Here is a 14670-nt window from a genome sequence, read left to right as displayed (position 1 = left end):
GCGAGTGGGCGGCGGCGCACCCGTTGCAGTACCATGCGATGGAAAGCACACGCCATTGGCCCGACCCAACCGCTACCAAGGCAGCCTCATGCTGGACCTGAAAGACGTTTTTTACTTCGTGCAAGTTGTCGACCGCGGTGGCTTTACGTCTGCCGGCAATCGGCTGGGGCTGCCCAAGTCCACGTTAAGTCACAGGGTCAAGGAGCTGGAGGCTTCGCTGGGCGTTCGCCTGATCAACCGGACCTCGCGCCAGTTTGCCTTGACCGACGTAGGCGCTGAGTTCTACCAGTACGCCGTCGCCTTGCTGCAGAGCGCCGACGTCGCGGAACAGGCGATGCGCCAGAGGCTCGCGGAACCCAGCGGGATCATTCGCGTGACGGTAGCGGTCGAACTTGCGCAGTTTGCGCTGCGCCAGGTCCTGCCGACGTTCCTGAGCAGCAATCCCAAGGTCAGCATCGTGGAAGTCGCCACGGACAGGCTCGTCGATGTTGTCGGCGAGGGCTTCGACCTGGCGCTGCGCGGACATACCTCGGCACTGCAGGATTCCAACCTGGTCCAACGGCCCATTGTCAGGGCGCCATGGTACCTGTTTGCGGGTGCCGACTACCTCGAACGGATGCCAGTCCTGGAGGAACCGGAGCAACTTGCGTCCCATGCCATCGTCTCGATGGTGCGCAAAGGGCCGCTGCAGTGGCAACTGCGCGGCCCCGACGACAGGCTCGTCACCGTCCCGATCGAACCAAGATTCCAGAGCAACAGCATGATGTCCCTGAAGGAGGCCGCCTGCGCCAACGTTGGCGTGGCAGCCTTGCCCGGATATATCTGCCGGTCCGAGTTGCAGGCTGGCGTGCTGCGGCAAGTACTGCCGGGCTGGATCGCCGCAGATGCGCGCATCTCCGCGCTCATGCCCTATCGGACCGGACTACTGCCCGCGGTGCGGTCGCTGGTCGATTACCTCGCCGTAGAACTGCCCAAGGTCACCGCGTTCGACGGCCGCTGAGCCGGCGCTACCTCCTCTTACTCCAGTGCTACGCGGGCTGCGTGCCTTGTGGCTCGCGGGGCGTTCCATCTTCATGGACGCTGCGTTCGGCGCCAGCCAGCTTCCAAGGCCGGGCCGATCCACTATCGTTTCCAATCAGGGATAAGCCATCCGCAACTTCACCCTGGAGTGGAATACATGAAGCAACTGAGCTGCCTGCCACAAGACGCGATCTTCTGGGGCCACGACATACTTCCGACGGCTGTCGCGTCGCCCGGCCAGCACGGCATCCGCCGACCGCTGACCGGCGGCAATGCGGGCCAGAAGCTGGAAGCCCTGCCCGAGAGCCTGTGGCAATGACCGACCTCCATCAACCCTCCCGAACGAGGGCCCCGCATTCCATGGGCTTGCGCAACGCGCTGGATGCGCTTGCCACGCGGCAGATCACCGCGACAGCATTGACGGAGCAGGCACTCGAACGCGCGGAGGCCAGCAAGCGGCTGCTCAATGCATTCTCGGCAATCGATTGGGACCGGGCCCTGAAGGCGGCCGCGGAAAGCGATCGCCGCTACGGCGAAGGCCGGCAGCGGACATTGGAGGGCCTGCCCATTGCGGTCAAGGATCTGATCGACACCAGGGGCATGGAAACCCGCTACGGTTCCGCAGCCTATCTCGGCCATGTGCCCGCAGCCGATGCCGACATCGTGAAAGCACTGGTGGAACGCGGCGCGATCATCATCGGCAAGACTACGACGCACGAATTCGCGTGGGGCGTGACAACCGCCAGCGCAAGGTTTGGCGATACCCTGAATCCGCTGGACCCTACGCGCATACCCGGGGGGTCCAGTGGTGGCGCCGCGGCGGCGATTGCGCACGGTGCCATCAAGGCGGGCGTGGGCACGGATACCGGCGGCTCGGTCCGGATTCCTGCCGCGCTGTGCGGCGTTGTCGGATTCAAGCCCACGCTCGGCACGCTATCCACGCGCGGCGTGTTCCCCCTGGCGCACACTTGCGACCACGTCGGCCTGCTCGGCGAGCAGGTCGACGACGTGCTGTTGCTCGCCGATGCCCTTGACATCCAGGTCCCCGAGAGCGATGCGTGGCTGTCCGCACGGCTGGGCGTCATTCGTGACATCGCACCGGTTCCAGTCAGTCCGGAAATTGCTTTGGCATTTGACGGCGCGATGAAGCGGCTGGCGCAAGTCTTTTCCTGTGTGAACGTCAGCACGTCCGGCCTGTTCGACGCGGTATTCGGTGCCTTCGCGAGCATCGTCCTGATCGAGGGCGGCATCGAGCATTTCCGCCGCAACGACTGGGACCGTATCTCGACGCACTACAACCCGGAAACCGTCGACCGGCTGAAGCGCGCCGAGACCATGGACCTGCGCGCCTATGCGGCGGCCCAGCAGACCAGGCGAAGTTTCACAGCACGGCTGCACGAGGTGATGTCGACGGTTGACTATCTCGTGCTGCCGACATGCCCGTGCACCGCACCGCATCTCGATGCCGGCACCGTCAGCATTGGCGCGTGGACCGGCACCGTCCGCGAGGCGCTGATGACCTATACCGCACCGTTCAATGTCGCGGGATTTCCTGCCATTTCGATTCCCCTGGCGACCGGCGAGCGCAGCCTTCCCCCTGCATTGCAGGTCGTCGCGAAGCCCGGCGACGACGGTGCGCTGCTGCAGGTCGCGCAGCAGATGGAACTGATGCTGCGAACGGGCAGCGCCCCCAAGGGTTGACAGACGCCAACCCCACAACGAGGAGACAACGATGAGCGATGCAATGATTCACGACAAATTGATGAATATGGCGGCCGGCGCCCGTGCCGCGATCGCGGACCCCGCGCGAATCTCCCTCGTGGGTAGTGACGCCAACCCGCGCTTCGAACTGTTCCACGCGGCCAGTTCGCTCTGCTCGCAGAAAGTGCGCGCGGTATTGTTCGAGAAGCAACTGCCATATCGTTCGAACAATATGATGATCCTCGGTTCGATGGGCCCGGATGGCCTTGTTCCAGCCGAGCACTACCATCCCCCCTACGTCCGGCTGCGGCTGATTGCAGGCCGGGAAGTGGGGCAGGGTCTTGTCAGCAGCTATAGCGGGCGCACTTCGGTGGAGACCGAAGGCTTTGATCCCTGCACGGTCCCGTTGCTGGTGGACTACGAGGCTGGCCGCGTCATTGCCGATTCCAAACGGATCTGCTGCTATCTCGATGCGGCGTCGCGCGATCCCATTCCTCTGGTGCCGGAAGATGCCGATGCGCGTGCCCGGGTGATGCATCAGGTGAGCATCGTCGATCAGATCCCGAACGGCACGTTGCTCTACGGCTTTCATCCCGATGCCGACCTGCGGCCTGAAGCGCTCAAGACCGCCATGGAGACGGTCTACGACTACAAGATCAAGGCGCTCGAAGCCATGATTGACGCCAATGCCGACGATGCCGAACTTGTTGCAGCCTATCGCGCGAAGATCGCGAAGGAGCGGGGCGGCAAGTCGGTCCGCCACGATGCGGCATTTCAGCGCGCCGCACGTGAGCACGTCGCGGGCGTCCTGACGGACCTCGATCATGCGCTTGGTTCGTCTTCGCCGTACCTCCTGGGGGAATCGTTCTCGCTCGGCGATGTGCTGTGGGGCGTCAACCTGGTGCGGATGGCTTATCTGGGACTTGCGTCGATGTGGCAAAACCTGCCCAACGTCGAGCGATATGTGAGCGCGCTGGCGAAGCGTCCGTCCCTGTGCACGGAAGCGGTCCAGGCCACGGTCGATTCCATGCCGCCTTCGCGCTACATGCATGTCATTGCGGGCTGCGGGGAAGCGGTGCCGGGGTAGTCCTCCATCCCGGTGCGCCGTATGGCTCACCGACACCCACAAGGACAGGTTCAACGCCGACCTGTTGGCATTCATCCGTAGTTGAAACGACACCACATCCGCCGGGCCCCACGAAGGCGCCGGCGGACTGGCTCGTCCTAAGAGGGACTTCCCATAGAGGCGACTCGCATGCCCAAGATTCCTTCGCGCTACAGCCATTTCGCCTATGGCGTTATCCAGGCCGGCCTGACCTGCTCCGTCGCTGCAGCCATCGCAAGCATTCCATTTGCGGAAGAAGGCCGGTTCTTTCAGCACTGGCTGAGGTCCTGGAGCGTTTCCTGGCTGACCATGCTGCCGGTTGTCGTGTCGGCCACACCCATCATTCGCCGCCTGGTCGATCGCATCACAAGCCACCCCTAGGTCACACGGCGTCCTATGTCGATGGCCTAGTTGAAAGCGATAAACATGTGCCTGTCGAATGAGTCATCGCTCCACTACATTGAAGCCTGCACAAACCAGTACGCATTGGCACCATGACCAGGAACCTGACTCTCAGACATGCGGAAACGGAGGCCGAGATCCGTGCCTGTTTCCCTGTCATGCGGCAACTGCGCCCCGAGCTGCAAATGCCGGAAGCCTTTCTCGACACTGTCACGTTGCAAGGCGGACAAGGGTACCGGCTGCTAGCGCTCTGGGACGATGGCAAGGCTGTTGCAGTGGCCGGATATCGACGTCTTGACAACCTGATCCACGGGCGCTTCCTGTACGTCGACGATCTGATCACCGATGCCGAAGGTCGGGGGAAGGGTCACGGCGAGCGTCTGCTGCAGGCGCTTTGCGAGCTGGGACGCACAGAAGGCTGCCAAAGACTTGTCCTGGATACCGGACTCGCGAACGCGCTGGCCCAGCGCTTCTATTTCCGTTCCGGCCTGCTCGCCAAGGGCCTCCACTTCTGCATGGAGCTCCAATGAAGCCCCTCAACCTGCTGCTGCTTGATTGCAGCCCGCGCCGTGACTATTCGACGAGCCGGCACCTGAGCGGGCAACTGCTGCCTGCGTTGTCCGCGCATTTCGGGCGGGAGATTCGTGTCATGCGACGCAACCTTGGTACCGAGCCGCTGCCGGCCATCACCGCGGAGTACGCGGAGTCGCTGCTCCTGCCCGCCGCCGAGGCAAAGGAACGCCATGGCGCCGCGCTCGCCGGGTCGGATGCGTCCGACTCGGAGCGCATGTGTTTCCTGTCTGGTATCGATCTGGCGCGGGCATGCCGCGTTCCCTAACATGGAATCGTTTCACCTTCCTCAGCAAGGAGAAGCATCATGAAGATTGTCATCATTGGCGGGACCGGCCTGATCGGCTCGAAGACCGTCGCCCTCCTGCGCCAGGGAGGCCACGAGGTCGTGGCCGCCTCGCCCAGGAGCGGTGTCAACAGCATCACTGGCGAGGGGCTCAAGGAAGCCCTGACCGGCGCCCAGGTGGTGATCGACCTTGCCAATTCCCCGTCGTTTGAAGACAAGGCGGTGCTGGAATTCTTCGAGACTTCCGGCCGCAACCTTCACGCGGCGGAGATCGCAGCGGGCGTTCAGCACCACGTCGCGCTATCCATTGTCGGCACCGACCGGACGCCCGAAAACGGCTATTTCCGCGCCAAGGTCGCGCAGGAAAGACTGATCAAGGCCTCCGGCATTCCTTACACCATCATCCGCTCGACCCAGTTCATGGAGTTCATCGGGGGCATCGCCGATTCCAGTGCGCAAGGCGATGTCGTCCGCATTTCTCCCGGGCTGTTCCAGCCGATTGCCTCGGACGACGTTGCTGCCCTCGTTGCCGATGTAGCGCTCGCGTCCCCCAGAAATGGCATCGTCGAGATCGCCGGGCCGGAACGAGCCCCGTTCAACGAGATCGTCGCCCGCTATCTCAAGGCGGTTGGCGACCCGCGTGAAGTCGTGCGCGACCCCGACGCCCGCTACTTCGGCGGCCTGGTCGAGGAACATTCGCTCGTGCCGCTGGGCGAGGCACGCCTCGGCCGCATCGGCCTGGACGAATGGTTGCGGCAATCGCAGCAACGATAGTCCCCAGGGCGCATGCACACACATGCAACACCGGTTTCGCAAGCACAACATTGATCAGATCACCAGGAGCAAACATGACCCAACGTACCAATTACTTCCAGCAATCCCAGGAACTGTCCAAGAAGCTCATGGAGTTCGGGCCGCTGTTCCAGAAGACCACGATCGAAGCGCCCATTCGCGAGCTCGTCGAGATTCGCGCATCGCAACTCAATGGCTGCGCGTTCTGCGTCGACATGCATATCAAGATGGCGAAGATCCATGGAGAGCGCGAATTGCGCCTGCATCATGTGGCGATCTGGCGCGAGTCGACGCTGTTCTCGCCGCGCGAACGCGCCGCGCTGGCCTGGACCGAGGTGTTGACCAGGCTTCCCGCCGACGGCGTGCCCGACGATATCTACGAGCGCGTGCGCACCCAGTACAGCGAGAAGGAACTGTCGGACCTCACCTTCCTCGTGGGGACGATCAATACCTGGAACCGCCTGAACGTGGCATTCCGCATGGTGCCCGGTTCGTCGGACAAGGCGTTCGGGCTCGACAAGGCCAACCTGGAGTGATGCCATGAAGACGGTCACTTCCGTTGCGGCAGCACTTGTGTTCTCGTGCCTGACGGTTGCACTGCCGGCCGCCGCCGCGCCGGAGGCAAGCGTCATGCCCTTGCTCACGGAGGCGTTGCCCGAATACCCGGGGAAGGAGGCCACGATGATCGTGGTGGACTATCCGCCGGGCGCCGTCGATCCCGTGCATCGCCATGACGCGCACGCCTTCGTCTATGTGCTCGAGGGCAGCATCGTCATGGGCGTCAGGGGCGGCAAGGAGGTGACGCTCAAGGCGGGTGAAACCTTCCACGAACGTCCCGACGATGTCCACACCGTCGGACGCAACGCCAGCAATACACAGCCGGCAAAATTTGTCGTGTTCCTGCTCAAGAAAAAGGGCGCGCCAATCCTGACGCCGGTGAAGTAGCCGCCCTCCATCCAGGCGCAGGCAATGCCGGTGCGCGCCCTCCGGCCGGCAAGAGCGGTGCTAGCGCATGCTCTTGCCGGCCGCTGTTTTCCAGTGTGGCGTGACAATCACGATGAAGCGTCTGGCACGGCGCCGCGGGGCAGGTTTTCGCTCGCCCACAATCGGCCATCTTGCGCGTCGATGATCGAACGGCAGATCGACAGCCCCCATCCAGGGTCGGTGCGCTTCGTGGTGTGGCAATATCACCATTAAAGATCAGGTCCCGGGCAGCGATCCGGCCGGTGGTGAGGGCGGATGGCGGACCTCGGACCTGCGACCGGCCGCGCCGCAGCGAGATGCACACACCATGCACCTGGGAAAATCGTACTCAATATCCGAGTTCACGTTCTGGTCGAGACGGCTGATCTATGCCTCGCTAGCGTGCGGTTCGCTGCCGGTTGTCCTCTATCAGTTCCTCGGACTCAAATGGCTGTCGATCCCGGTCTCAGTTGTGGTGTTGCTAGGCACGGCCACCTCATTCATCGTGGGTTTCAGGAACGTGCAGACCTACAGCAGGGCCCTGGAGGCACAGCAGATCTGGATTGAGATTCTGAATGGCAGCCGGTGTCTGGGTGTGATGAGCCGGGACTTCCTGGCAGGGCAGGCGGGTGGGCGAGAACTGATTTTCCGGCATTGCGCGTGGCTGACGGCGCTGCGCTACCAGCTGAGGACGCCAAGGATCTGGGAAACCGCGGGCAAGGCATCCAACCTGGAGTACCGGAAGTACTACCGGATTCCCGAGTGGGAGACTCCCTTGGACGAGGCGCTTGCACGGTATCTGCCACAGGCAGAACTCGACTTGCTTGCGTACGCCGAGAGCAAGACAAGCCGGTTGCTGGGAACGCAGTCAGCGACGCTCAGGCGGTTCCTTGACGCTGGCGAGATCAGCAATGCCTTCTATCTGGAGTTGGTAGCATCGATCAAGGGCCTCTTCGCGCAGCAGGGGCGGGCGGAGCGTATCAAGGACTATCCGTATCCCAGGCAATATGCGGTCATTAACAAGCTCTTTGTCCGTACCTTTTGTCTGCTGCTGCCTTTTGGCATTCTTACGGAGTTTGAAAAGCTCGATGCCAGCGTTTCGGGCTTCATGCATGGCAACATGATCTGGCTGGTCATTCCGTTCAGCACGATGATCTCGTGGATGTACCTTGCGCTGGAGCAGGTAGGCGAAAGCACGGAGAATCCGTTCGAAGGCATGCCCAATGACGTGCCCATGGCACAGATCTCCCGGAAGATCGAACGCGAACTCATGGACATGATTGGCGAGACGAGCGATATCTCCGAGCCAACCGGAGAGAACGGTATTGTCCTCTAGACCATTCCATGGCTGGCGCTTTCCCGGAGACTGCGGCAAAGCGAGGGGCAACGGATCGTATGCGGACGGATTCTCCGGATCTCAGCGCTTGTCAGATTTCGCGGTGAAGAGGGCGCTGTCGCGAAATATCGCGCCCGCCTGCCCCGCATTCAGGCGGTACACCCGCGCTCTCGAACCGTTGCAGCACTTGCAACGCCGGCTCTCCCAGTGCCGTCTCCAGCGCCGATTGCAGCCGCTGGCTCATCGGCATTTCGAGTGAGTCCAGCAAGTCGCGGCCTGCATGACTGAGCGCTAGCGAAACGCTGCGCCGGTCCTGCCGCACCCGGGCCGCGGCGATGAGCTGACGCTGTTGCAGCAGATGCGCCGCGCGCGAAAGTGCGCCGGCATCGTGGTAGCTGCTATCGCGGTCAGGGTCTGCGCGTCTCGTTCGCGAAGATGACAAAGGATCAACCACTGCGACACGGTGAGGTCCGAGGCCGCCTGCCAGCAGGCTCCGACCAGCCGGTGAGAGGCTCGATGGAGTTCTGCCAGGCTGGAGGAAGGGACGAGGTTGTGCGACATCGCTGTTGAACGAAGCGGTCTGGCGATCCGCTTCTGCGTTGCGGCCGAGCGGCTCTCAGTGGGCCGCGGCGGCGGCGTCTGACGCCTGGCCCCTGCCTGGCTTGGTCAGCCAGACCAGCGGCACGATGGCGACGAAGATGACTCCTGATATCCAGAAGATGTCGTTCAGGCCCAGCATGATGGCCTGCGCGTTCAGGCTGCGCTCGAAGTAGGCGACGGCCTGCCCCGGCGTGAAGCCCATTGTCGACTGGATCGAATCGAGCGCGGCACTGTACAGGGGGTTGTTCGGGCCAGCTTGCTCCGCGAGGCGTGCATGGTGCAACACGGCACGATTGTTCCACGCGGTGGTGGCGAGCGACGTGCCCACGGCGCCGCAGAAGACGCGCACGAAGTTCGACAGGCCGGCGGCGGCAGGGATTTTCGCCGGGGCCTGGCCGGAGAGGATGATCGCCGTCAGCGGAACGAAGAACAGCGCCATCGGAATGCCCTGCAACAGGGTCGGCAGTACCAGCGTGTAGGTGTCCACGCCGGTGGTGTAGTGCGAGCGCATAAGGAACACGGCCGCAAAGCCGACAAAAGAGAGCGTGGCGAGTACGCGCAGTTCCGACTTCGGCAGGATCTTGCCGATCACCGGCGCCAGCAGCACGGCGAAGATGCCCAGCGGCGCGGTAGCCAGCCCGGCGTTGACGGCGGGGTAGGCCAGGTACTGCTGCATCCACTGCGGCAGTACCACCAGGTTGGCGAAGAACACGGCGAAGGCCACCGAGATCGCGACGGTGCCGGCCAGGAAGTTGCGGCCCATGAACAGGCGCAAGTCGACGATGGGATTCGGTTCCGTCAGTTCCCAGATCACGAAGAAGAGGAAGCTGAGCAGGGCGACGATGGCCAGGGTGATGATCACGGGCGAGCTGAACCAGTCGAGGTCCTTGCCCTTGTCGAGCATGATCTGCAGCGATGCCACCCAGGTGATCAGCGAAGCGAGGCCTACCAGGTCGATGGGCAGCTTGCGCGTCGGGGTCTCGCGATCGCGGTAGATCGCCCATGTGACAGCCGCGGCGAACAGGCCTACCGGCACATTGATGTAGAAGATCCATGACCATGAATAGCTGTCGGTCATCCAGCCGCCCAGCGCCGGGCCGGCGATCGGCCCCACCGTTGCGGTCATGGCCCACAGGGCCAGGGCCGAGGCGCTCCTTTCCTTGGGGAAGGACGACAGCAGGATCGCCTGCGACAGCGGAATCAGCGGACCTGCCACCGCGCCCTGCAGGATGCGCGCGGCCAGCAGCACGGTCAGGTTGGGCGCAATGCCGCACAGCCACGACGACAGCACGAACAGCAGGATGGCGCCGACGAACAGGCGGATCTGGCCCACGCGTTGCGTGAGCCAGCCGGTCAGCGGAATTGCCACGGCATTGGCGGCGGCGAACAGGGTGATCACCCAGGTGCCTTCATCCACCGAAACACCGAGGTTGCCGGAAATCGTCGGGATCGCGACGTTGGCGATCGACGAGTCCAGCACATTCATGAAGGTGGCCAGGGCCACGGCAAAGCTCCCCATTACCAGCTTGCCGCCGGTGAGCGGCGCTGGCATGAGTGAGGTCTGGGCTCGGGATGACATGGTGCGCTCCGGCTGGGAATCTGATTCGTCAGATAAATGGGCAGGGCAAGGCGGTGGCGGGCGGCTCGCTCAGGCGCCGGAAGCCTCGCTGGCCGGCTGTCCGGCACGATGCGCCAGAGGCTGTGGCCGGACCTTGTTTCCCTGTTGCGTCACGTGTTCGGCCACCGGTTCTGCGCCGTCGCTGCCCTTGCTGTTTTGCGCGATGATTCGCCGGATTTCGCGATCGGCGTCTTCGCCGTACCGCTGGAACACATCGGTGCGGTAGGTGGTGCGGTACGGCGCCGCGTCGGCGCTCGCAAGGCGGGAGCCATCTTCCTTGCGCGTCTTTACATCGACCTGCATCGACAGGCCGATCTGCAGCGGGTGGGCGCGCAGTTCCTCCGGATCGATCCGAATGCGCACGGGCAGGCGCTGCACGACCTTGATCCAGTTGCCGGTGGCATTCTGCGCGGGCAGGGCAGAGAACGCGCTGCCGGTACCGGCCGAGAAGCCGACCACCTCGCCGTGGTAGGTCACCTTGCTGCCATACAGGTCGGCGTGCAGTTCAACCGGCTGGCCGATGCGGATGTGCTTGAGCTGGACTTCCTTGAAGTTGGCATCGACCCAGACGCCGTCGAGCGGCACGATGGCCATCAGCGGGTTTCCCGGCGCCACGCGCTGCCCGACCTGCACCGAGCGCCGCGCGACATAGCCGGCGACCGGGGCGGGAAGGGTATTGCGGGCATTGGCCAGGTAGGCCTCCCGCACCTTGGCCGCCGCGGTGAGCACGCTGGGATGGTCGACAACGCTGGCCAGGTCGGTCAGTGCGTGATTGGAGGCGAGCTGCTGGCGCGCAGTCTCGAGCGCGGCTTCGGCTGCCCTGACCGCATTGCGGGCGTGGGCCACGTCTTCCGCGGCCACGGCGCCCGCTTCAGCCACTTCAGAGCGGCGGCGCAGGTCGTCCTGGGCACGGGCCAGATCCGTCTGCCGCTGCTGCACCGTGGCTTCCAGCACGTTGTTGTTGACATAGAGCGCGCTGACCTGCCGCACGGTCTGACCGAGCGCCGCTTCGGCGTTGGCCAGCGCAATGCGGGAGTCGGCGGCATCGAGGGTGACCACGGCTTCCCCGGCCTTGACGATCTGCGTGTCGTCGGCGTTGACCGCGACGACGGTGCCACTCACCTGTGGCGTGAGCTGGACGAGGTTGCCGTTGACGTAAGCGTCATCGGTTTCCTCGTGGAAGCGCGCCTCGGTGTAGTAGTAGGTGCCATAGCCGGCCGCTGCCAGCGCGGTGGCCAGGCCGAGCATGGCAAGCAGGCGCTTGCGGGTGTTCTGCTTGGGGGGCAGTGCATGGGCGGCAGCCGGCGTGCCGGACTGTTCGGCCGCGAGGGTGGTATTGGTCGTTTCGTTCATGGCGTCACCTGTTCGTGTTCGTTGCGTGCGGATTCAGCGGACACGCGCCCTTGCCGGATCGGGTCGGAGGTATCCGCATAACCACCGCCCAGCGCGGCGGCCAGCGCGATCTTCCGGTCGCGTCGGGTCATGCGCAGATTGGCTAGCACCTGGCTGCTGCGCAGCGCGTTGGTCTGCGCATTCAGGACGGTCAACTGCGTGGTCAGGCCTGCCTTGTATTGCGCCAGCGCCAGGGCAAGGGCGCGTTGCGCGGCGGTGTCGGTGCGCACGGCGTTATCGATCTGCGTATCGATGGAGCGGATATCCGCGAGTTGCGTGGCGACGTCGGTCAGCGCATTGACCAGCATTTCGTTGTAGTTGGCCACGGCGAAGTCGAACTCGGCGTAGCGACCCTTGAGCTGGGCGCGCAGTGCGCCGCCATCGAAGATTGGCAGGTGAATCGCGGCACCGGCCGAAGCGGTGCGGCTGGCGGCCTGCAGGAAACGGCCCCAGCCGAAGGCATCGAGGCCGATCATGGCGCCCAGGTTAATGTCCGGATAGAACTCGGCCTTGGCGACCTTGATGTCGTGCAGCGTTGCATCGACGCGCCAGCGCGCGGCTACGATGTCGGGCCGGCGCGAGATCAGGTCGGCAGGGAGGTTGTCGGGCAGGCGGACTTCGTCGCCGGCGCCCAGGGCGGGGCGGGCGATCGCCATGCCCCGGTCCGGCCCTTGCCCGAGCAGCGCGCCGAGCTGGTAGCGCGTGCGCTGGATGCTGCCGTCGAGCGCTGACAGCGCGACTTCACTGGCGGCCAGGTTGGCTTCCGCGGTGCGCTTCTCGACCTCGGTGTCCAGCCCCATGCTGACGCGGCCATTGGTCACCCGCAGCACTTCCAGGCGCTGCTTCACCTCATCCTGCGCGATGTCATGCAGCGCATAGAGACGGGCCAGTTCGTTGTAAGCGCGCGCAACCGCGCTGCTGAGCGTCAGCTTCACCTGTTCCGACTCGGCCTCGCTGGCATGCAGCGCGGAGACGGCGGACTTGAGCGCCTCACGGTTCTTGCCCCACAGGTCAAGTTCGTATGACGCGCTGATGAACGCCTTGTTTTCCGATTGCCAGGAACCGGCGAAGGGGGGAGGCACCATCGCGTTTTCCGAGAAGCGCTGGCGCGTCCACGAATAACCGGCGCCCAACTGCGGCAGCGTGTTGGCGTTCGCGCTTTCGCTGAAGGCGGTGGCGGCGGCGACCCGTGCCCGGGCCTTTTCCAGTGAAGGGCTGCCCTGCAGCGCTTCAGCAACCAGCGCCTTGAGCTGCACGTCGCCGAACTGGTCGGCCCAGTCCGCGGAAGGCCAGTGGCCCCGCTCGGCAGGGATACTTTTCGTTGTGGCATAGGAGGCGGCGTCGGCGATGTGCTTGTCGCTCTTGATGCCGGCATAGTTTGCACAACCAGCCAGTACGGTGGCCATCAGGACAGAGAGGGCGGTGCCCGCGACCCGACGAGATCGGCCAAGGATGCCTTGTCTCTGAGTTTGCATTTTCTGATCTGTCAGATAAATCGACATAAAAAAAGACGCACTTACGCGTCCGCAAATTTGGCGAGTAGTCGGCGGAATTCGGCAAACTCCTCCCTGGTGAAGTGCTTGAGTCGGCGATTGAGCACCTTCGGTGCCACGTCCGGAATGCGCTTGGCGACTTCCTGACCCTTCTCCGTAAGGAGCAGGTTCACCACACGGCGATCGTCGACACTGCGGCTGCGGGCCAGAAGGCCCCTGACTTCCAGCTTGTCCAGCATGCGGGTCATCAAACCCGTGTCGATCTCCAGCAACTTGCTCAACTCGTACGGTGTGGACGCCGCGCCACTGGTCAGCGAAAGGAGAATCCCCATCTGCTGGCCGGTGATATCCAGATCCTTCAGCGCCGCATCCATTTCCATGAGCAGGGAATTGCGGGCACGGTTAAGGAAGAACCCAATGCTATGAGTGAGCTGGAAGTTCTCCTTTGAATAGTGGTCCATTGCGCACGTCCTGATTTTATTGATGTAACAATAGCTGATCTGTCAGATATTTGCAAGAAAAAAGGGAGGGGTGTCGCGTCGGTCCATGATCGCGCTCCAGGCTATGCGTATCCGTGACCTGATCAGGAAAGGTGTGCCGCCCGCGAGGCTAGCGCTTGTCCAGGCCTGGAGCGAAGCGGGCGCATTGTTCAGCGAACGTGAGAAAGCGGCGCATGCATGGGCGGACTCGGTCACCCGCGTGGCAGACACCCATGTGCCAGACGCAGACTTCGAAGCTGCGTCCGCGGTGTTCAATGAAAAGGAGCTTGCTGACCTAACGATGGCCATTAGCCTGATGGATGCGTATAACCGACTGGCCATAAGTTTCCGTCGTGTGCCGGATTCCGTGTTGACTGCGTGAGTCCGAAGCGGTCCGGCATGAATTGGAGCAAGTCGCGGAGCGCTCTCCCGACAGGTGCGTTCGGAGTTGGCTTGCGGGTGTCGCACGGTAGATTTCAATGACCGCAAGTGGCCGGACTCGGCCTTCGACCAGAAACACCCGAGGGCGCCGCCACGGTCGGCCACTGCCGGCCGCGGATTGAGCCGCTTACGCAAATTCCTTTTCAGCGACGAGCGCGCTTCTCGGCAACGCGTTTGTTCATCGGCTTACCGTGATCTGCTTAGCCAGTGTCTGCACGGCGTTTCACGACAGAGGGCGGATGATGTTCTCATGCAACTCTCAAGAGTACTTCTCCTGTATGCGAAACTCGAAACAGATCTTTGTCGATCAACTCGACGAGTTCGCCGCTGGACAAGCGCCAATTCTTGGCGCCTGGGTAGACGCGCAGGCCTCTAGGGGTCATGACTGATGTGAAGTAGCGACACTCAAGCACAAAAACGCAACGGTCGTCGTCGCCAGCGCAAGTCAGACGCTGGATAACTTTGTTGCCAC

General features: G+C 63.3%; 15 protein-coding genes and 1 pseudogene. 12 read left to right on the top strand and 4 right to left on the bottom strand.

All coding sequences use genetic code 11. The features are described 5' to 3' along the window. The first annotated feature begins 88 nt into the window (after positions 1-88). The 11 genes from AC3FNH_RS14945 to AC3FNH_RS14895 all read left to right on the top strand — a co-directional run bounded on the left by AC3FNH_RS14945 (position 89) and on the right by AC3FNH_RS14895 (position 8175). Positions 89-1000 carry a LysR substrate-binding domain-containing protein gene (locus AC3FNH_RS14945; protein WP_276104122.1) on the top strand — a complete coding sequence of 304 codons (912 nt, stop codon included), beginning with the start codon at positions 89-91 and terminating at the stop codon, positions 998-1000. A 177-nt stretch (positions 1001-1177) separates the two neighbouring features. Continuing rightward, the gene (locus tag AC3FNH_RS14940) at positions 1178-1339 is read left to right on the top strand and encodes a hypothetical protein (protein ID WP_488720579.1); all 162 of its coding nucleotides are present in this window, start codon (positions 1178-1180) and stop codon (positions 1337-1339) included. Between the two features lie 41 nt (positions 1340-1380). Next, positions 1381-2721 (top strand): amidase, encoded by a 1341-nt coding sequence (locus tag AC3FNH_RS14935; RefSeq protein ID WP_488720578.1) that lies wholly within the window; start codon positions 1381-1383, stop codon positions 2719-2721. A gap of 67 nt (positions 2722-2788) precedes the next feature. After that, positions 2789-3808 carry a glutathione S-transferase family protein gene (locus AC3FNH_RS14930; protein WP_488720577.1) on the top strand — a complete coding sequence of 340 codons (1020 nt, stop codon included), beginning with the start codon at positions 2789-2791 and terminating at the stop codon, positions 3806-3808. A 168-nt stretch (positions 3809-3976) separates the two neighbouring features. Beyond that, on the top strand, positions 3977-4207 hold the full coding sequence (locus AC3FNH_RS14925) for a DUF2798 domain-containing protein (protein ID WP_488720576.1): 231 nt from the start codon (positions 3977-3979) through the stop codon (positions 4205-4207). Positions 4208-4320: 113 nt separating this feature from the next. Further along, positions 4321-4758 (top strand): GNAT family N-acetyltransferase, encoded by a 438-nt coding sequence (locus AC3FNH_RS14920; RefSeq protein WP_488720575.1) that lies wholly within the window; start codon positions 4321-4323, stop codon positions 4756-4758. Beyond that, complete coding sequence (locus tag AC3FNH_RS14915) at positions 4755-5066, top strand: NADPH-dependent FMN reductase family protein (protein ID WP_488720574.1); 312 nt, start codon at positions 4755-4757, stop codon at positions 5064-5066. Before AC3FNH_RS14920 ends, AC3FNH_RS14915 begins: the two co-directional genes overlap by 4 nt. A gap of 39 nt (positions 5067-5105) precedes the next feature. Continuing rightward, a complete protein-coding gene (locus AC3FNH_RS14910) occupies positions 5106-5858 on the top strand; it encodes an SDR family oxidoreductase (RefSeq protein WP_488720573.1) in 753 nt (250 codons plus the stop codon). A gap of 74 nt (positions 5859-5932) precedes the next feature. After that, positions 5933-6412 carry a carboxymuconolactone decarboxylase family protein gene (locus AC3FNH_RS14905; protein ID WP_276103773.1) on the top strand — a complete coding sequence of 160 codons (480 nt, stop codon included), beginning with the start codon at positions 5933-5935 and terminating at the stop codon, positions 6410-6412. Positions 6413-6416: 4 nt separating this feature from the next. After that, positions 6417-6821 (top strand): cupin domain-containing protein, encoded by a 405-nt coding sequence (locus AC3FNH_RS14900; protein WP_276103774.1) that lies wholly within the window; start codon positions 6417-6419, stop codon positions 6819-6821. A gap of 346 nt (positions 6822-7167) precedes the next feature. Then, positions 7168-8175 carry a bestrophin family protein gene (locus AC3FNH_RS14895; protein WP_488720572.1) on the top strand — a complete coding sequence of 336 codons (1008 nt, stop codon included), beginning with the start codon at positions 7168-7170 and terminating at the stop codon, positions 8173-8175. A 616-nt stretch (positions 8176-8791) separates the two neighbouring features. Here the strand turns inward: AC3FNH_RS14895 and AC3FNH_RS14890 are convergent. From AC3FNH_RS14890 to AC3FNH_RS14875, 4 genes are all read right to left on the bottom strand, one after another. Further along, positions 8792-10354 carry a DHA2 family efflux MFS transporter permease subunit gene (locus AC3FNH_RS14890; RefSeq protein WP_488720571.1) on the bottom strand — a complete coding sequence of 521 codons (1563 nt, stop codon included), beginning with the start codon at positions 10352-10354 and terminating at the stop codon, positions 8792-8794. A gap of 69 nt (positions 10355-10423) precedes the next feature. After that, positions 10424-11746 (bottom strand): EmrA/EmrK family multidrug efflux transporter periplasmic adaptor subunit, encoded by a 1323-nt coding sequence (locus tag AC3FNH_RS14885; protein WP_488720570.1) that lies wholly within the window; start codon positions 11744-11746, stop codon positions 10424-10426. Then, positions 11743-13191 carry an efflux transporter outer membrane subunit gene (locus tag AC3FNH_RS14880; RefSeq protein ID WP_488720569.1) on the bottom strand — a complete coding sequence of 483 codons (1449 nt, stop codon included), beginning with the start codon at positions 13189-13191 and terminating at the stop codon, positions 11743-11745. Before AC3FNH_RS14880 ends, AC3FNH_RS14885 begins: the two co-directional genes overlap by 4 nt. A gap of 110 nt (positions 13192-13301) precedes the next feature. Then, a complete protein-coding gene (locus tag AC3FNH_RS14875) occupies positions 13302-13739 on the bottom strand; it encodes a MarR family winged helix-turn-helix transcriptional regulator (RefSeq protein WP_488720568.1) in 438 nt (145 codons plus the stop codon). Between the two features lie 103 nt (positions 13740-13842). Here AC3FNH_RS14875 and AC3FNH_RS14870 point away from each other — a divergent pair. Beyond that, positions 13843-14139 (top strand): annotated as a pseudogene (locus AC3FNH_RS14870) (carboxymuconolactone decarboxylase family protein); the annotation flags it as partial. Between the last annotated feature and the right edge of the window lie 531 nt (positions 14140-14670).

Source organism: Cupriavidus sp. 22TCCZM01-5 (genome assembly GCF_057798915.1).
The sequence above is the reverse complement of the archived record's forward strand: the minus strand, read 5'-3'. Positions and strand labels throughout refer to the sequence as shown.